General features: G+C 67.0%; 13 protein-coding genes. 5 read left to right on the top strand and 8 right to left on the bottom strand.

The window, feature by feature from the left end:
- Nucleotides 1-55: 55 nt before the first annotated feature.
- Nucleotides 56-544 carry a hypothetical protein gene (locus tag FHS74_RS26995; RefSeq protein ID WP_184807360.1) on the bottom strand — a complete coding sequence of 163 codons (489 nt, stop codon included), beginning with the start codon at nucleotides 542-544 and terminating at the stop codon, nucleotides 56-58.
- 56 nt (nucleotides 545-600) lie between these two features.
- Nucleotides 601-1,389 carry a hypothetical protein gene (locus tag FHS74_RS26990; RefSeq protein WP_184807359.1) on the bottom strand — a complete coding sequence of 263 codons (789 nt, stop codon included), beginning with the start codon at nucleotides 1,387-1,389 and terminating at the stop codon, nucleotides 601-603.
- A 423-nt stretch (nucleotides 1,390-1,812) separates the two neighbouring features.
- On the opposite strand from FHS74_RS26990, the gene FHS74_RS26985 reads away from it, so the two are divergent.
- Nucleotides 1,813-2,049: a division/cell wall cluster transcriptional repressor MraZ gene (locus FHS74_RS26985; protein WP_184807358.1), complete on the top strand. Its 237-nt coding sequence runs from the start codon at nucleotides 1,813-1,815 to the stop codon at nucleotides 2,047-2,049.
- 174 nt (nucleotides 2,050-2,223) lie between these two features.
- Here FHS74_RS26985 and FHS74_RS26980 read toward each other — a convergent pair whose 3' ends face one another.
- Nucleotides 2,224-5,973 carry a vitamin B12-dependent ribonucleotide reductase gene (locus tag FHS74_RS26980; protein WP_184807357.1) on the bottom strand — a complete coding sequence of 1,250 codons (3,750 nt, stop codon included), beginning with the start codon at nucleotides 5,971-5,973 and terminating at the stop codon, nucleotides 2,224-2,226.
- A 502-nt stretch (nucleotides 5,974-6,475) separates the two neighbouring features.
- Here FHS74_RS26980 and FHS74_RS26975 point away from each other — a divergent pair.
- Nucleotides 6,476-7,594, top strand: coding sequence for a putative bifunctional lysylphosphatidylglycerol flippase/synthetase (locus FHS74_RS26975; RefSeq protein ID WP_246463397.1), 1,119 nt, complete (start codon nucleotides 6,476-6,478; stop codon nucleotides 7,592-7,594).
- Between the two features lie 18 nt (nucleotides 7,595-7,612).
- Here the strand turns inward: FHS74_RS26975 and FHS74_RS26970 are convergent, their stop codons facing one another.
- On the bottom strand, nucleotides 7,613-10,150 hold the full coding sequence (locus FHS74_RS26970) for a sensor domain-containing protein (protein ID WP_184807356.1): 2,538 nt from the start codon (nucleotides 10,148-10,150) through the stop codon (nucleotides 7,613-7,615).
- A 291-nt stretch (nucleotides 10,151-10,441) separates the two neighbouring features.
- Here FHS74_RS26970 and FHS74_RS26965 point away from each other — a divergent pair, with 291 nt between their 5' ends.
- From FHS74_RS26965 to FHS74_RS30695, 3 genes are all read left to right on the top strand, one after another.
- Entirely contained in the window at nucleotides 10,442-10,831 is a 390-nt protein-coding gene (locus tag FHS74_RS26965) for an NADH:ubiquinone oxidoreductase subunit NDUFA12 (protein ID WP_184807355.1), read from the top strand.
- 201 nt (nucleotides 10,832-11,032) lie between these two features.
- On the top strand, nucleotides 11,033-11,587 hold the full coding sequence (gene mlaD / locus FHS74_RS26960) for an outer membrane lipid asymmetry maintenance protein MlaD (protein WP_184807354.1): 555 nt from the start codon (nucleotides 11,033-11,035) through the stop codon (nucleotides 11,585-11,587).
- Nucleotides 11,584-12,258: a DUF2155 domain-containing protein gene (locus tag FHS74_RS30695; protein WP_246463396.1), complete on the top strand. Its 675-nt coding sequence runs from the start codon at nucleotides 11,584-11,586 to the stop codon at nucleotides 12,256-12,258. Before mlaD ends, FHS74_RS30695 begins: the two co-directional genes overlap by 4 nt.
- Here FHS74_RS30695 and aat read toward each other — a convergent pair.
- The 4 genes from aat to accB all read right to left on the bottom strand — a co-directional run bounded on the left by aat (nucleotide 12,192) and on the right by accB (nucleotide 17,440).
- Complete coding sequence (gene aat / locus FHS74_RS26950) at nucleotides 12,192-12,842, bottom strand: leucyl/phenylalanyl-tRNA--protein transferase (protein ID WP_184807353.1); 651 nt, start codon at nucleotides 12,840-12,842, stop codon at nucleotides 12,192-12,194. The two genes, FHS74_RS30695 and aat, sit on opposite strands and share 67 nt — an antisense overlap.
- A complete protein-coding gene (locus FHS74_RS26945) occupies nucleotides 12,842-15,448 on the bottom strand; it encodes a DUF2339 domain-containing protein (RefSeq protein WP_184807352.1) in 2,607 nt (868 codons plus the stop codon). Before FHS74_RS26945 ends, aat begins: the two co-directional genes overlap by 1 nt.
- Before the next feature lie 170 nt (nucleotides 15,449-15,618).
- Nucleotides 15,619-16,968, bottom strand: a complete 1,350-nt coding sequence (gene accC / locus FHS74_RS26940) for an acetyl-CoA carboxylase biotin carboxylase subunit (protein ID WP_184807370.1) — start codon at nucleotides 16,966-16,968, stop codon at nucleotides 15,619-15,621.
- A 19-nt stretch (nucleotides 16,969-16,987) separates the two neighbouring features.
- Nucleotides 16,988-17,440, bottom strand: a complete 453-nt coding sequence (accB, locus tag FHS74_RS26935) for an acetyl-CoA carboxylase biotin carboxyl carrier protein (protein WP_184807351.1) — start codon at nucleotides 17,438-17,440, stop codon at nucleotides 16,988-16,990.
- Between the last annotated feature and the right edge of the window lie 73 nt (nucleotides 17,441-17,513).

The following is a 17,513-nucleotide window of genomic DNA, read 5'->3' as shown; positions in this document are numbered from 1 at the left end:
ATTGCCATGGGAGCCAGTATGAACCCGCACAAAAGGGGTCCCGATTGGACGCCGATCACCCCTCATACGGGGTCCTTATTCCACGCCGATTCACAAATACGCGCAAGTGGATGACGGGAATGCCTAAGCCCCAGCAGAGAGCAATCAAAGAGGATAGGTCAACAAATCGATTATTCATTAGGACGGCGGAGCGAAGCTCCTTAGCCGAAGGAATGTCGAAGGTATTCTCTTCCGGAAAACCCTGAAAGATAATGCGGGCAACCGAAATGCCAAATGATTCTAGCGCAGCACGTTGCGTTAAATCTTCGCCACTCAAATGCTTAAAGCGCGCCGCATCTCGCCAAACGAATTCCACTCTATCTTCTGACAAAGCTTTCGGAGAAATACCAAGCTTTCGCGATAAGCCGAATCGAAGTTCTGCGCGAGCCGAGATAGAATCTGCAGCTTCGTCACTCCACCAAGCCGGCCAAGCAGCTTCTACGACCTGGTCGCTGAGACCTGCCTTCTTTAGTTTTTTCTTGAGTTCGATGCTCCTAGCGTCCACGTCGTTTGTCTCCGCAGGTGCTTAAAACAAATTACTATCTTTATGCGCCCCGTCATTCAGAATAAGGAAAGCTGTTCTCTAGCTTTTACAATAGTTCTGCCGGAGTGAGCGCGTAGTTCTGATATTAGATCCAACCAATCATCAACTGAATATGAATTGATGTCAGCAAGGCTCAGCTTTAAAAGCGCCTGTTTGGAATGAGACAAATCAATAGGATCGCTCAATTTCACCCAATAACTTTTGGTGAATTTAGCACGCAAATTTATACGATAGGCGCCGTTTGAGCACTCCGTATTGACCCTTCGCAACAGTGCGGTAACTTGCGAAGCACCTATTGGTGCGCCAGTAGCCGACACATTCCGATAGGCTGCAGGATCAAATGGTCCGAAATCCCCTAGCTCAAGGGGAGTTTCAGAGCGGCACATGAGGGCATAATGGGATTCCTTAGTTCGCGCCCCATTCCCGCCGCGGCTGGTGATTAGTGAATTCGCTGGCAACGAACGCTCGGTACCGTTGTGGTCAAAATACGATCGCCATATCAGCACCTGGGTCGGTGCCACGTCTATCTGTTTCGGTCGTGACTTCATAATCGAAAACACGACATCGATTTCGGACGCGTCTCTTGCATGGAAGGCGACGGCGCGTGACGCGGCGTTCCCTACCCCCCAACAAAAAACACCATCTCCCGCCGAACGTTCCAATTCCTTGCGCGAAACGATTGACGCTAGGTCCTGACCGGCTTCGGCCTGCATCCGGGACCAGCAGATAATTTCCGTCAGCTCACGCGGGGACGAAACAGCGGCCGGCTGAAAGTTGGTAAGGGGGTAAGCGTACATCGAGGTCACCTAATTATTCCCAGGACAGTAGCAGGTTCAGGGCAGCGGTCAACGTATTCCGCTGTCGACGGCGCTGGTCTTTGTGGATATAGCTGGTGATAACTCTTGGACAACTTTTGGCAATTAATCCCAAATCGTCCCATGTCTGGTGGCCGCCCCTCCTCCTGGAACCCGTTCGCCAAGGTCCATGCGTCTGCGTGGTCTGAAGTCGTGCTGCTGTCCTCAAAGGACCGGATGCCTCTGCCACTGTCGTTACGGAGACGACTTAAGTGGGAGCAATCGGGTTCGATCGCTTTGCTCGGGACGTTGGAGGCGGACAGATCGGCTGAGATCACGCCATGGGCGCCAGCAGGCGCCCAACTCACTAATGAGTTGGAAAGGCTACTCTCTGTGACGCCTGAGCCTCGGCGTACCGAGCTGGCTTTGGCGGCAATGGATCGCTACCTCAGGCTTACTCTGGACGCAGATGGTCGGATTGTTTTGCCGGCAAATTTGCTATCGCATCTTCAAGCAATTGATGCGTCGGCTGTGCGACTCGTGGCTCGTGATGGGAGGTTGTGGCTATGGTCAGAAGAACACTGGCAGGCTCGGCAGATGGGGCGCTTCCAGGATTTAGTTGATGCCCTAGAAGCGGTTCGTAAAAACCATTTACCGACCGATGCTTCCTGACGACATCGGCAATCGGAATGCGACATCTTAAAGAGGTTTAGAATTAGGCGATTGAGGGAAGAAAAAGCCCGCCGCAGACGATCTGCGGCGGGCTCAATTTCTTAGATCTGAGTCAGGCTATGGGTGTCCTGAGTCATTTTATGTGGCATTTCATAATAACAGCGCTCAGCCCCCTCAGCTGCACCCCGTCGTGCTGCCGCAAGTATCGCACTTGAGGCACGTCCCGTTGCGCACCAGCGTCATGTTCTGGCACTCGGGGCAGGGGTCGCCTTCATAGCCCTTGGCGCGGGCTTCCTTGACCTTTTCCCAGCGGGCGTCGCCGCCGCCGGCGATGGCGCCGCCGTAGCTGGTGCCGGTCACCACCTTTTCCGCGCGGGTCAAGGACGAGAACGCCTGGGGCGCGCCGTGGGTGCCGGTGGCGACGTGGGTTTCCACGCTGGTGGTGGTGGCCGTCTGGAAGGCGGCGACGGCGCGGCCGGCCTGGCCGCCGGGCAGGACCCGCAGGTTGGGCAGGTTGTTGCGGACATAGCCGGTGGAGGTGATGCGCGCCACGGCGTTCAGCGTCTCTTCCGCCACCTCGGCCGCGTGCGGCGGCAGGTCGCTCTGCTTCACGCCGCCGCCCATGGTGTCGGGCAGCATGTCCTCCGGCGTGGCGTGCGCCAGGTCGGTGCGCGACAGGTAGCTGATGGCCAGCTCACGGAACACATAGTCCAGGATGGACGTCGCCATCTTGATGGCGTCGTTGCCCTGGACCATGCCGGCGGGCTCGAAGCGGGTGAAGGTGAAGGCCTCCACATACTCCTCCAGCGGCACGCCGTATTGCAGGCCCAGCGAGATGGCGATGGCGAAGTTGTTCATCAGCGAGCGGAAGGCGGCGCCCTCCTTGTGCATGTCGATGAAGATTTCGCCCAGCTTGCCGTCCTCGTACTCGCCGGTGCGCAGGTAAACCTTGTGGCCGCCGACCATGGCCTTCTGGGTATAGCCCTTGCGGCGGTGGGGCAGGCGGTCGCGCTGGGCGCGCACCACCTTCTCCACCACCTTTTCCACGATGCGCTCGGTCACCACCTCCACGCGGGTGGCGGCCGGGGCTTCCAGCACGCGCTCCAGCGTGGTCTCGCCGAAATCGTCCTCGTCATCCTCCTCCAGCACCTGGGCGTTCAGCGGCTGGGACAGCTTACTGCCGTCGCGGTAGAGCGCGTTGGCCTTCAGGCCCAGGCTCCACGACAGCATGTAGGCGTCCTTGCACGCCTCCACCGTGGCGTGGTTGGGCATGTTGATGGTCTTGGAGATGGCGCCGGAGATGAAGGGCTGGGACGCCGCCATCATGCGGATGTGGCTTTCCGCCGACAGGTAGCGGGTGCCGATCTTGCCGCACGGGCTGGCGCAGTCGAACACCGGCAGATGCTCCGCCTTCAGGCCCGGGGCGCCTTCCAGGGTCATGGCGCCGCTGCAATAGACGTTGGCGGCCTCGATCTCGGCCTTGGTGAAGCCCAGATGGGCCAGCAGGTCGAAGCCGAATTCCTCCAGCTTGTGGGCCGGCACGCCCAGGGGGCCGGTCAGGAAGGCCTCGCCGAAGGTCCATTTGTTGAAGGCGAACTTGATGTCGAAGGCGTTGGCGACGGCCGTCTCGACCTTCTCCAGTTCGGCGGGGCCGAAGCCCTTGGCCGCCAGCGTCTCATGGTTCACGCCGGGCGCGCCCTTCAGGGTGCCGTGGCCGACGGCGTAGCGCTCGATGCGGGCCACGTCGGTGGCGGAATAGCCCAGGCGGGACAGGGCCTCCGGCACCACGCGGTTGATAATCTTGAAGTAGCCGCCGCCGGCCAGCTTCTTGAACTTCACCAGGGCGAAGTCCGGCTCGATGCCGGTGGTGTCACAATCCATCACCAGGCCGATGGTGCCGGTGGGGGCGACCACCGTGGCCTGGGCGTTGCGGTAGCCGTGCTTCTGACCCAGTTCCAGCGCCTCATCCCAGGCGCGGCGGGCGGCCGCGATCAGCCGCTGGTCCGGGCAGTCCTCGGCATCCAGGGGCACCGGGTTGACGGACAGCTCTTCATAGCCCTCGCCGGCACCATAGGCGGCACGGCGATGGTTGCGGATGACGCGCAGCATGGCCTTCGCGTTGGGGGCGTAGCCGGGGAAGGGGCCCAGCTCGCCCGCCATCTCGGCCGACGTGGCATAGGCGACGCCGGTCATCTGCGCGCTGATGGCGCCGCAGATGGCACGGCCCTCGGCGCTGTCATAGGGGATGCCCGCGGCCATCAACAGGCCGCCGATGTTGGCGAAGCCCAGGCCCAGGGTGCGGTACTCGTAGGACAGGCGCGCGATCTCCTTGGAGGGGAACTGCGCCATGAGGACGGAGATTTCCAGCGCCACCGTCCACAGCCGGCAGGCATGCCGGAAGGCGTCGGTGTCGAACGACCCGTCGGCCCGGCGGAACTCCATCAGGTTCAGGGACGCCAGGTTGCAGGCGGTGTCGTCCAGGAACATGTATTCCGAGCAGGGGTTGGACGCGTTGATGCGGCCGGACTCGGGGCAGGTGTGCCAGTCGTTGATGGTGGTGTCGTACTGCACGCCCGGGTCGGCCGACTGCCAGGCGGCGTGGCCGATCTTGTCCCACAGGTCGCGGGCCTTGACGGTCTTGGCCACCTTGCCGTCGGTGCGGCGGATCAGGTTCCAGTCGGCGTCGTCCTTCACCGCGCGGATGAAGCTGTCGGGCACGCGCACCGAGTTGTTGGAGTTCTGGCCCGACACGGTCAGGTAGGCGCTGGAATCCCAGTCCGTGTCATAGGTCTGGAACTCCATCTGGGTGTAGCCCTGGCCGGCGAACTGGATGACCCGCTGGATGTAGTTCTCCGGGATCATGGACTTGCGGGCGTCGATGATCGCCCGCTTCAGCGCCTTGTTCTTCGTCGGGTCCAGGCGCTCGGCATCCGGGCCCATGCCCTCGGTCGCCGCCGCCATGATGGCGTTCAGGTGCTTGTTGGCCATCTTGGACCCGGCCACCAGGGCACAGACCTTCTGCTCCTCGGTCACCTTCCAGTCGATGTAGGCCTCGATGTCCGGATGGTCCAGGTCCACCGTCACCATCTTGGCGGCGCGGCGGGTGGTGCCGCCGGACTTGATGGCGCCGGCGGCGCGGTCACCGATCTTGAGGAAGCTCATCAGGCCGGAGGAACGGCCGCCGCCCGACAGCTTTTCGCCATCGCCGCGCAGGGCGGAGAAGTTGGAGCCGGTGCCGGAGCCGTACTTGAACAGCCGGGCCTCGCGCACCCACAGGTCCATGATGCCGCCCTCGTTCACCAGGTCGTCGGCGACGGACTGGATGAAGCAGGCGTGGGGCTGCGGATGCTCGTAGGCGGACTGGCTGGCCACCAGATCGCCGGTTTTGAAGTCGACATAGTGGTGGCCCTGGGCCGGGCCGTCGATGCCATAGGCCCAGTGCAGGCCGGTGTTGAACCATTGAGGGCTGTTGGGCGCCGCCATCTGGCGGGCCAGCATGTGGCGCATCTCATCGAAATAGGCGCTGGCATCGGCCTCGCCATCGAAATAGCCGCCCTTCCAGCCCCAATAGGCCCAGGTGCCGGCCAGGCGGTCGAACACCTGGCGGGCGGACGTCTCACCGCCCGTGCGCTCCTTGGCGGCGACGCCCGCCAGCGCTTCCCCGTCAGCCACATGGCGCCACAGGAAGGACGGGACGTCGTTTTCCTCCACCTTCTTCAGGCGGGCGGGCACGCCGGCGCGGCGGAAATATTTCTGGGCCAGGATGTCACACGCCACCTGGCTCCAGTCCGCCGGCACCTCGATGTCCTTGGCCTGGAAAACCACCGATCCATCGGGGTTGCGGATCTCGCTGGTCGCCGTGCGAAAGGCGATCCCCTCGTAAGCGTCCCGACCGTCGACCGTGAATCGTCTCTCGATGCGCATGGTGCCCCGACCTTTGAGTTCCTGGTGAAAGGGGTGGGTGTCGCGGGGGCACGTCCGATTCCGGGGATCGTTGCCCGGTAAGGAAGGGCCCTGGAAACAGGCGAAACCGCCCCAAAACCTGGGCCGGCCCCCGGTGCTCGCGCCGCGACAGCACCCCAAGATGCTGTATGTAGGAAAAGCGTATGCCACCATGTTTCGACCATCAACGACATTTTGTGGTGCCAAACGGGCAGGTGTCTACGGGTTGTGGTTGACTCTTCGGACAGGGGGCGATTCTGGCGCGCCGCCGCCGTTACGGCCGTTCAGCGGGGTCTTCGTTCGCCAACTGAAGAATGCCCCCGGCCGCCGACTTCCCGGTTTGGGGCGGGCGTGGGGGCGTGCCCAGGTGTGGGGGGGCGGTGGGTGCGCCCGCGCTTTTGGGTTTCCAACCCCCCTGGAAGATGGCAGGGTGCCCCCCTTGGCACACCGGCTCCCTGCTTATCTCCCGAGAACCCCGTACCGAATGTCCCCTGAGCGCAGCCCCGACCAGCGCCCCAATCGCCCGGCCTATCATCATCCAGTGGTCATCGATCCGGCGGCGCGCGGCACGGCGGGCAGGGGCCAGGGCGATACCGCCGGCCCCGGGAAAGCGGTGATGGAGGAGACGGCGTCGAAGCCCAACTGGACGAAGCGCATCACCACCCTGGTGACCGCCCTGGTTCTGCTGGGGCTGGTGGCCCTGGCCGTGCGCCATGTCGCCCGTGACTTCCGCCCGGCGGAGGTGTGGGCCTATGTCCGGCTGCTGCCTTGGGCCTCCGTGGCGCAGGCGGCGGGACTGGTGGCGTCAGCCTATCTGGTGATGACGCTGTACGACGTTTCCGCCCTCAAATATCTGGGCATCAAACTGCCCTACCGCACCGTGGGCCTGGGCAGCTTCGCCGGCTACGCCATTTCCAACAATGTGGGGTTCGCCGTCATCAGCGGCGGGTCGGTGCGCTACCGCGTCTATTCCGTGGCGGGGCTGTCGGCGGCGGATATCGCCAAGATCGTCGTTTTCTCCACCACCACCTTCACCCTGGGCATCACCTTCACCGGCGCGCTGGGCGTGGCCATCGGGCCGGAGGTAGGGGCGGACATGCTGAACGTGCCCGCCTGGCTGTTGCAGGGCATCGCGGCGCTGGTGCTGGTGGGCCTGGGCGCCATGACGGTGGCGGCGGCGGTGACCCACAAGCCGGTGCGCCTGTGGCGCTGGTCCTTCGCCCTGCCGTCTTCCGGCGTGATGCTGTCGCAGATCGTCATCGCTTCCATGGAGATCCTGCTGTCGGCGGCGGCGCTGTGGACCCTGCTGCCGCCGGAGGTGGCCGTGGGCTTCATGGAGTTCACCGCCCTGTTCTGCGCCGGTCTGGCCATCGCCATCGTCAGTCACGTGCCGGGCGGGCTGGGCGTGTTCGAGACCATCCTGCTGCTGGGCCTGCGTGGCCACGGGCCCGCTGGGGGCGCCATCGGCGCCCTGCTGGCCTATCGTTTCCTCTATTATGTGCTGCCGCTGGTCTTCGCCGGCGTCCTGCTGTTCATCTGGGAGATCCGGGCCGACCATGGTCCGGTCGCCGCCTGGCGCCGCTGGCGGGCCCGCCAGCGATAAACCGGGCGCCGGTCCCGACTACAGGGGGGCCGGGATGCCCGCCTCGAACGCGGCCACGGGAACCGGATGGCCGAACAGGAAGCCCTGATACTGGCGGCAGCCGTTGGCCCGCAGGAAGTCGAGCTGTCCCGCCGTCTCCACCCCTTCGGCGGTCACCGACAGCCCCAGGTTCTGGGCCAGGGACAGGATGATGCGGGCGATGCTGGCGTCATTGGGGTTGGACAGCACGTCGCACACGAACATCCGGTCGATCTTCAGCTCGTCCAGGGGCAGGCGCTGCAAATATCCCAGCGACGAATAGCCGGTGCCGAAATCGTCCAGGGAAAAGCGCACGCCCCTTTCCCGCAGCGTGCCCATCTTCTCGACGATGTCGGCGACGTCGTGGGCCAGCAGGCTTTCCGTCAACTCCAGCTTCAGGTGGCAGGGGTTGGCGCCGCTGGCGGCCAGGATGTCCAGCACCTGGCGGTCGAAGTCCGACTCGAGGAACTGGCGGGCGCTGACATTGACCGATAGCGTCAGCCGGGAGAGCGCCGGGTGGTCGGCCCACCGGCGCAGCGTGGCGCAAGCCTCCTTCAGCACCCATTTGCCCAGCGGCAGGATCAAGCCGGTGGATTCGGCCAGGGGGATGAATTCCGTCGGGGAAACCGGGCCGCGCTCCGGGTGGTACCAGCGCAGCAGGACTTCCGCGCCCACCACTTTCCCCGCCTGGTTCACCTGGGGCTGAAGGTGGATGGCCATCTGACCGCGTTCCAGCCCTTCCCGCAGGTCCTTTTCCAAGGCCAGGCGCTTATCCATCGCCAACTGTATGCAGGCGTCGAAGAAGCGCAGCGTGTTCCGCCCGCCCGCCTTGGCCGTGTACATCGCGAGGTCGGCCTGTTTCATCAGGCAGTCCACCCCGTCCGTCTCCGGGCCGAACAGGGCGATGCCGACGCTGGCCGTGGTGCGGTGGCTATCGCCGTCCAAGGGGAAGGGCGTGTCGAACAGCGCCATGACCTTCCGGCCCACCGTCCTGGCCGCCAAGGCGGCCTGACTCGCCGTGGCATCCAGGTTTTCCAGCATGACGACGAATTCGTCGCCGCCCAACCGGGCGACAATGTCCGATGGGCGCACACAGCCGCGCAGGCGGGTGGCCACCTGGCGCAGCAACTCGTCGCCTTTGTCATGGCCCAGCGTGTCGTTCAGAACCTTGAAATGGTCCAGGTCGATGAACAGCAGGGCGCCCTGGGCGGCCCCCCGCTTCGCCGACAGCAGCGCCCGGCGCAGATGCTCGATCACCAGGCTGCGATTGGGCAGATCGGTCAGCGTGTCATAGAAGGCCAACTGGTGGATTCGCGCTTCCGCCTGCTTGCGCTCCGTCAGGTTGGTATTGGTGCCGGAGACGCGCACGGGGCGGCCGGTGCCGTCGCGCAGGATGAAGCCCCGCGACAGGATCGGCACGTAGTGGCCGTCCTTGTGGCGCAGGCGGAACTCCATCTCATAACTTTCCTGACCGCTCTTCAGTGCGGCGTGGAACTCCGCCCGGCAGGCCTCCCGGTCCTCCGGATGGCTCAAGGTCTCCCACAGGCTGGGGTCGGTGCACAGCTCGCCATCCTGGTAGCCGATCATCTCCCACCAGCGGGGGGAATAATAAAGGACGGAATTCAGCAGATCCCAGTCCCAGGGCGCATCCTGGGATCCCCGCAGCACCAGCCGCAGCCGCTCCTCCGACTTTTCCAGCGATTGCTGGGCTTTTTTCAGGTCGGTGACGTCGGTGAAGCTGATGACCGCCTCGACCGGCCGCCCGGCGCCGTCCAGCACGGGATAGGCGTTGTACATCAACCAGATCGGGGAGGACCCGACATCCCTTTCCAGCCCCAGAAGAACGTTCTGGACATCGACGCGGCCGCGTAGCGCCAAACTGCCCGGCAGGTCCTCCGCGGGAACCGGGCTGCCGTCCTCACGCACGAAGCGCCAGCGTGGATCAGTCTCGTAGGTCCCCAGGACGGCGTCCTCGCTGAGCCCCAGCAGGCGGCAGGCGGTGGCGTTGGCGTAGCGCAGACGGCTGTCGGCGGCGCGGACGATGACGCCCGCCAGCACACGGTCCTGCAGGAAGCGGTGGTGCTGGGCCGCGTCGCGCAGCGCATCCTCCGCCCTCTTGCGGGCGCTGATGTCGCGATGGACGCTGATGAAATGGCTGACGGCGCCGTCCGGGCCGCGCACCGGCGTGACGGAAAGCTCGTTCCAGAACGGCTGGCCGTCCCTGGTGTAATTCAGCACGTCACCGGTGAACGGCACGCCCTGGTCCATGCAGTCGCTAAGGGCGCGGACCGTGGCGGGGTCGGTGTCCGGCCCGCACAGCAGGTCACAGCCGCGCCCCAGCACGTCCGCCACCCCATAGCCCGTCATGGAGGTGAAGGCGGTGTTGCAGAAGCGGATCAGGCAGTCGGCCCCGGCCACCAGCACGCCCTGGGAAACGGCATTCAACGCTTCCAGCAGGACGGACATCACCGGGACCGCCGGGGGCAGGGGGCGGAGGATCAACGCCGGCCGCAGGGCGTCACCTGTCGATTGCCTCATCGCACACCCGTCACGCTTCGCATCCGTACCACGCCTTCCACCCACGCCCACGTGTCCGCTTTCCCAACGTCAATGGGATAAAATATTCCTTTAGGGGGGGTGGGACAGGGGGGCTATCCTTCCGCGTGGCCACGTCCTTCCGTTCGGGAGCTGCCATGCCACCCCCCAGCGTCGCCGTGGGGCGTCAGCGTATGGACGTCCCGTGTTGAAACTGCCATAGTCCGCCCGGTTTGTTCCGGGGGGCCCGCTGGCAGGCGCTTGGCTCCGTTCACACTTTCCTGGTTTTCGCCCATGACCCAACGCATCTCCCTCCTGACCTGGCTGTCCCAAATGTCGATCCGCCTGCTGATTTCCCGGCGGGGCGAGCTGGTGGGCACCGACCGGTTCGGCAACCGCTACTTCCGGGAAAAGAAGGCGCGGCCGGGCATGAAGGTGCGCCGCTGGGTGCTGTTCGCCGGTGAACCGGAGGCCTCGGCCATTCCGGCGGAATGGCATGGCTGGCTGCACTACACCATGGAACAGCCCCTGCCGGAGAACAGCGCCTACCACAAGCCGTGGGTGAAGCCGCATGAGGCCAACCCCACCGGCACCGTGGCCGCCTACCGGCCGCCAGGGCACACCTACGAAGGCGGCCACCGTGCCGCCGCCACCGGCGATTACGAGCCCTGGACGCCCGCGTAAGGGGATGCGGCTGACGTCGCCGGCCTTTTACGGACCGACGGCGCCCGTGGCTCCTTCACGTGTCAGATCGGGGCGGGGATCGGGTCCCCGGGACCCGGCCCCCCCCGTCGACGCTGTCGGCCAAGGCCCCCTCGGGCTCAGCCCAGGGTGGCTTGCGTTGGGTGGGACTTGTCTTATTTCTAGGGTTTTCAGAGGAAGAGAATGCGCAGCAATGTGATCGAAACCGTGCTGGGGGCCGTCGTCCTGGTGGTGGCGGCGTTCTTCCTCTACGTCGCCTACACCACGGCCAATGTCCGCGCCGTGTCGGGCTACGCCCTGCAGGCCCGTTTCGCCAGCACCGGGGGCCTGGCCACCGGCAACGACGTGCGCATCAGCGGTGTGAAGGTCGGTTCGGTCACCAAGGCCTATCTGGACCCGAAGACCTATCAGGCGGTGGTCGAGGTGCAGATCGACAATCAAATCCATCTGCCGGTGGACACCAGCGCCGGCATCGCCTCTGAAAGCCTGCTGGGTGGCCGTTACCTGAATCTGCAGCCCGGCGGCGAGGAAGAGATGCTGAAGCCCGGCGGTCGCATCCAGTACACCCAGTCGGCGGTGAACCTGGAAGACTTGCTCGGCCGCTTCATCTTCAGCGCGGCGGGTGGCGGTGGCAACAAGGGCGGCGATGCCGCTCAGCCGGCCCCCAAGGCGGACCCGCAGCCCGCAGCGCCCAAGGCCGACCCGTCCAAGGGCCTGCTCAACGGCGGCGGGAAATGAGCCAGCGGCGCCTGCTGTCGGCGGCGGCCGCGTGTCTGGCGCTGGCCGTCGCGGCGGGCGCCTGGGCCCAGGGCGCCAGCACCGGCGCGCCCACCATACCCGGCACGCCGCCCGTACCGCCGACCGTGAAGTCCGCTGACCAGGCGCCGGAAGAACAGCCGCCGACCAGCCAGCCGGTGACCGGCCCCGCCGCCGCCGGCCAGGCCACTCCGGCCCAGGGGGCGGCGGATCAGGCGGCCGCAGGCGCCCAGGGCGCCACCCCCCCGGTGGAAGGGGCGGCCTCCCCCGTGACGCCGCTGCCCCCGTTGCCGCCGCAGCCGGTGGCACCCCGGACGTTCGAGGACATGAAGATCGCCGTGCTCGGTGGTCTGGACAAGGTGACGGGCCGCGTCTCCACCGTGGAAATCCCGGTGGGGCAGAGCGGCCGTTTCGGCCAGCTGACGGTGGCGGCCCGGGCCTGCCGCAAGACCACGCCGATCGAGGAGCCGGAGTCGGCCGCGTTCCTCGACATTGTCGAGGCGAAGCCCGACGACCCGGCCGCCAAGGTCTTCACCGGCTGGATGTTCGCCTCCAGCCCCGCCTTGTCGGCGATGGAAGACCCCGTCTACGACGTCTGGGTGGTGGACTGCAAAAACCCCGCGACCAAGGCCGCTTCCCCCAAGCCGCAGTGAAAGCGCGCCGGCTGGGGTAGCGCCTGGGCCAGCAGGGCCCGATAGCGGGCCCGGGGAATTTCGATGGCCCCGAATTGCGACAGGTGGGTGGTGACGAACTGGGTGTCCAACAGGCTGTAGCCGCCGGCCCGCAGCCGGGCCACCAGGTGCACCAGCGCCACCTTGCTGGCGTCCGTCTCGCGCGAGAACATGCTTTCCCCGAAAAAGGCTCCGCCCAGCGAGACGCCGTACAGCCCGCCCACCAGATGGCCGTCACGCCGGCATTCCACGGAATGGGCCCGGCCCTGGCGGTGCAGCGCGACATAGGCCTCCAGGATCTGGGCATTGATCCAGGTTTCGGGCCGGTCGGTGGTGGATTCGCCGCAGGCCCGCATCACCCCGGCGAAGTCGGTGTCGACGCTGACCTGGAAGCGACCCTGGCGCACGGTCCGCAGCAGGCGCCGGGGGGCGTGGAAGCCCTCCAGCGGCAGGATCCCCCGCTCCGGCGGATCGAACCAAAAGATTTCGTCATCGTCGGCCGACTCCGCCATGGGGAAGACCCCCATGGAATAGGCGCGCAGCAGCAATTCCGGTGTCAGGCGCATCAGGGGGCGGGCTCCCCGGTCGCGGGCGTCCGGGCGGCCGCGAAGACCACCCGCTGGTAGACATAGCCGATGCCCATGAGGCAGAGGCCCAGGCCCAGGAAGGACAGGATGCGCAGCAGGCCGGTCAGATCGGCCATGTCGGACAGAAACACCTTCAGCACCGTCACCAACAGCACCGCCAGCGAAGCGTAGCGCAGATCCGCCCGGCGGGTGCGCACCCCCAGGCCCAGCAGCGCCAAGGCGTAGACCAGCCAGGCGGCGGAATAGCTGTACCACTCCGCGTCCGTGCGGGGCCCGCCCGACAGCCGCGTGCCGTGGAAGGCCTGGCGCACCTCCAGCGACAGCAGCGCGAAGGCCAGGACCAGCACCAGGATGACCAGGGCGCGGCGGGCGGGGGCGGCTTCCTGCCGCCAGGCGACCAGGGCGAACAGCAGGGCCGGCAGGCCGTAGACCAGCAGCAGCAGGTTCAGCACCGGCCACGGCCCCACCCCTTCGCTCGACCACAGCGGGTTCAGCAGGCCCAGGTGTAGCGCAACCACCTGGACCGCGGCCACCCGCACCAGGAGGCGGGCGCCAACGCGCGCCACCGGCCCGCCGCCGCTCGGCCGGCCGGCAAGCGCCAGGGCCACCACCAGGAACAGCGCCGTGCGCAGGCTGGTGGGCAGCAGGGCGAAGGGATCACTGGTCAGGGTGCCGGTCTGCATCACCTGGATTTCCAGGCAGGCGAACAGCAGGCCCAGGACCAGGCCGATCGCCTGTAGCCCTCGCGCCGGCCGGTCATCCCGGCGGCGGCCCAGCAGCCAGGCGCCGGCGGCACAAGCCAGCGCCGGCAGGCCGTACCCCCAGAGCAACCAGTTGAGGGGGGAGGCGCCGTTCAGCGGATAGGTCAGCACCCAGGGGTTCAGCGTCAGGCGGATGGCCACCGCCAGCGCCACCACCAAGGCCCCGCGGCGCAGGGCGTCGCCGAGCGGCCCGGCCTTCACCCGCGTTTCAAGCGACGCCAGGGCCGGCACCAGCAGTGCCAAGGCCGCTGTCAGCCAAGCCTGCCGCAGCAGGGTGGCCAACGCCAGCCCGGCCAGGGCCAGGGCGGCGATGACGAAGGCGGTGGGCACGGGGCGCTGCCGTGCCTCGGCCCCCGCCCAGGCCGCCGCCGTCGCCGCGCCGCCGGCCAGCGCGGTGGCGACCGCCACCCAGGCGCCGTCCGGCAGCGTGCCACGGTCGAATGTCCACCCGGCCCAGGCCAGCGCCGTCAGGGGGGCCGCCGCGGTCCAGGCCCACAGGGCGGGGCGATGGGCTGTCGGGTTGCCACCCTGGGCGCCCAGGGCGCTCAGCCCGGCCATCGCCAGGGCCAGGCCCAGGGCGCCGGCCACGCCCAGTTGGGCGCCATAGGGCAGGGCGGCGCCCTGCGCGGTATAGCCTTGGGCCAGTGCCAGGGTGACGATGCCGGCGGCGATGGGCGCCAGGCCCTCCATCACCGCGGTCACGGGGGCCAGGCGCGCGGCGGCGACGGCTAGCAGGGACAGGATGGCCAGCCCGGCGATGCCGGCGGCGTCATAGTCCGTGGCGGTCAACACCAGCCAATCCAGCAGCAGCGGCACGGCGCCCATGGCGGTGGCGAGCCACGCGTCCGTCAGCGCGGTCCTGGGGGTTCCATCGCGCAGGATCAGGCGACCGAAGCCCAGGCCGGCCGCCGCCAGGGCGATCAGGAACAGGACGATGGGCAACGCTTCCGCGTCATGGCCCAGCGTGGTGGCGACCCACAAGGCCGCCCCTCCCAGTACCGGCAGGCCCAGCCAGGCGGTGGGCAGGCGCCAGGCCACGGCGAGGGTGGCGGTGTTCAGCACAGCCAAATAGCCGAACAAGGCCCAGGCCGATGGATGCTCCGCGGGCACCAGGGCGGGCACGGCGAGGCCGCCGCCCAGGCCCAGCAGGGCGATGAAGGCGCCGGCGGGGCGCCCGTCGCTGCCACCATGGCTGAGCGCCAGCAGGAAGGCGGCGGCTGACAGGGCGGCCAAGCCAGCGATGGTGGCGCCAGCGCCGATCAGGCCATGCAAGGCGTGGGCGGCATAGATGCAGGCGAAGGCGATCGCCAGGCCCGCCGCGGTCAGCGCCGCCGGGATGGAGGCGATGTGGAGGGCCTGGCCCCCCTGCGGGCTCCGCCGGCGCAACTGGTCGCCCGCCGCCGTCAGGCCGACGCCGAACAGCACCCCCACGCTAAGGCGCACGGCTGGGCCCAGCAGGCCCTGGTCCACGGCATACTTGGCCAGGAAAACGCCCGCCAGCGCGACAGCCAGGGCACCCAGCCAGACCAGCCAGCGTGTGCCCAGCGTCTGCTCCAGGGTGGGCGCCACCGGGAGGGGGGCCGGGGAGACTGGATGCGGGACGATGGAAGACGGCGGCGGGGGAGGCTCGACGCTTTCCGGGAGGACCGGGCCCGCCGGGGCGACCGGCACGGGCGGTGCGGCCCTTCCGCCCTCCAGCACCGCCAGCCGCTGGCTCACAGTGTCCAACTGGGCGCCCAGCTGGCGCAGGCGCTGCTCCGCCTTCTCGGCGCGCAGCAGGGCCCACAGGGCCACCAGAAGGACGATGAAGATCAGGAAGGCCATGCCGGTCCCAAGGTCGCGCTCAATGGGGGAAAGGTAGAGCATTTCCCGCGGACGCGCAGTCGCTATCCGGGCGCGTCGCCGTCCGGGTTCCCGGAAAAGCGACAGGCCCGGGGCCGACCGTGAGGTCGATCCCGGGCCTGGGCGTGGAAGGCGCTGCCAAAGGGGAAGGATCAGCCGGCCGGCTGGTTCTTCATCCATTCCTCCAGCCAGCGGATGTCATAGTCGCCGTTGATGAAGTCCGGCTGGGCGATGATGCGCTGGTGCAGGGGCAGGGTGGTGTCGATGCCGCCGATGACGAATTCCTCGATGGCGCGGCGCAGGCGCATCAGGCATTCGTTGCGGCTGTTGCCGTGGACGATCAGCTTGGCGATCATGCTGTCATAGTGGGGCGGCACGCGATAGCCGTCGTACAGGGCGCTGTCGACACGCACGCCCAGGCCGCCCGGGGCGTGGTAGCCATCGATCCTGCCGGGGCTTGGGGCGAAGGTCACCGGGTTCTCGGCGTTCACGCGGCATTCGATGGAATGGCCGTTGAACTTGATGTCGTCCTGGCCATAGCCCAGCGGCGCGCCGGTGGCCACGCGGATTTGCTCACGCACCAGGTCGATGCCCGTGATCATCTCGCTGATCGTATGCTCGATCTGCAGGCGGGTGTTCATCTCGATGAAGTAGAACTGCCCGTTCTCGTACAGGAACTCCATCGTGCCGACGCCGCGATAGCCGAAGGCCGCCGCCGTCTTGGCCGCCAGGCTGCCGATGAAGGCCCGCTCCTCGGCGTTCAGCGCCGGCGACGGCGCCTCCTCCACCACCTTCTGGTGGCGGCGCTGGATCGAGCAGTCACGCTCGCCGAAATGCACGACGTTGCCGTGATGGTCGCCCAGCAGCTGGATTTCGATGTGGCGGGGCTTGGCCAGGTACTTTTCCATGTAGACCTGGTCGTTGCCGAAGGCGGCGCGCGCTTCGCCCCGGGCCAGCTGGTAGGCCTCGCGCAGCTCGCCCTCGCTCCAGGCCACCTTCATGCCCTTGCCGCCACCACCGGCGGCCGCCTTGATCAGCACGGGATAGCCGATGCGGGCGGCGTTGATCAGCGCCACCTCCGGCGTCTCCACCGGGCCGTCGGAGCCGGGGACGACCGGCAGGCCCAAATCCAGCACCGTGCGCTTGGCCGTGACCTTGTCGCCCATGATGCGGATGTGTTCCGGCGACGGGCCGATCCAGGCGAAGCCGTGCTCCTCCACCATCTGGGCGAACTGGGCGTTCTCCGACATGAAACCGATGCCGGGGTGGATGGCGTCCGCCCCCGTGATCGCCGCCGCCGACAGGATGGCCGGGATGTTGAGATAGCTTTCCTTGGCCGAGGGCGGGCCGATGCACACGCTTTCGTCCGCCAGACGGACATGCATGGCGTCGGCGTCGGCGGTGGAATGCACCGCCACGGTTTTAATGCCCATCTCGCGACAGGCGCGGTGGATGCGAAGCGCGATCTCGCCGCGATTGGCGATCAGGACCTTCTCGAACAGGCCGGCCATGGTCAGACCCTCACTCAATGATCAGCAGGACTTCGCCGTATTCGACAGGCTGGGCGTCGCCCGCCTGGATCTGGGTCACGGTGCCGGCCTTGGCCGCCTTGATCGGGTTCATGACCTTCATGGCCTCGATGATCAGCAGGGTCTGCCCCACCTTCACCGTGTCGCCCACCTTCACGAAGGCCGGGGCGCCCGGTTCCGGCGCCATATAGGCGGTGCCGACCATGGGCGACTTCACCGCACCGGGGTGCTGCGCCGGGGGCACGGCGGCCACGGGGGCGGCCACGGGCGCCGTCGCCACGGGCGCCGCGACCGGGGCGGCCGCCACCATGGCGGCGGCCGGGGCCGCGCGGGACAGGCGGATGCGCTTTTCGCCTTCCGCGTATTCGATCTCGGTAAGACCGGTCTCGCCGAGAAGCTCGGCCAACTTGCGGACGAATTCGTTATCGAGTTCGAAGGTCGCCATTGTCATGATCCTGGGTACTGGGCTGCGGTTAAGCCGCCGATGGGTCGATCGATTTCATGGATGGGCCGGTCAG

It is taken from the genome of Nitrospirillum iridis (assembly GCF_014205765.1).
Classification (GTDB): Bacteria; Pseudomonadota; Alphaproteobacteria; order Azospirillales; family Azospirillaceae; genus Nitrospirillum; species Nitrospirillum iridis.
The sequence above is the reverse complement of the archived record's forward strand: the minus strand, read 5'-3'. Positions and strand labels throughout refer to the sequence as shown.

Excerpts from the sequence above, each read along its gene's own strand:
- FHS74_RS26965 (WP_184807355.1), top strand. The coding sequence starts at position 10,442 with ATGACCCAACGCATCTCCCTCCTGACCTGGCTGTCCCAAATGTCGATC.
- mlaD (WP_184807354.1), top strand. The coding sequence starts at position 11,033 with ATGCGCAGCAATGTGATCGAAACCGTGCTGGGGGCCGTCGTCCTGGTG.
- FHS74_RS26970 (WP_184807356.1), bottom strand. The coding sequence starts at position 10,150 with ATGAGGCAATCGACAGGTGACGCCCTGCGGCCGGCGTTGATCCTCCGC.
- FHS74_RS26975 (WP_246463397.1), top strand. The coding sequence starts at position 6,476 with ATGTCCCCTGAGCGCAGCCCCGACCAGCGCCCCAATCGCCCGGCCTAT.
- FHS74_RS26985 (WP_184807358.1), top strand. The coding sequence starts at position 1,813 with ATGGATCGCTACCTCAGGCTTACTCTGGACGCAGATGGTCGGATTGTT.
- aat (WP_184807353.1), bottom strand. The coding sequence starts at position 12,842 with ATGCGCCTGACACCGGAATTGCTGCTGCGCGCCTATTCCATGGGGGTC.
- FHS74_RS26945 (WP_184807352.1), bottom strand. The coding sequence starts at position 15,448 with ATGGCCTTCCTGATCTTCATCGTCCTTCTGGTGGCCCTGTGGGCCCTG.
- FHS74_RS26980 (WP_184807357.1), bottom strand. The coding sequence starts at position 5,973 with ATGCGCATCGAGAGACGATTCACGGTCGACGGTCGGGACGCTTACGAG.
- FHS74_RS30695 (WP_246463396.1), top strand. The coding sequence starts at position 11,584 with ATGAGCCAGCGGCGCCTGCTGTCGGCGGCGGCCGCGTGTCTGGCGCTG.
- accB (WP_184807351.1), bottom strand. The coding sequence starts at position 17,440 with ATGGCGACCTTCGAACTCGATAACGAATTCGTCCGCAAGTTGGCCGAG.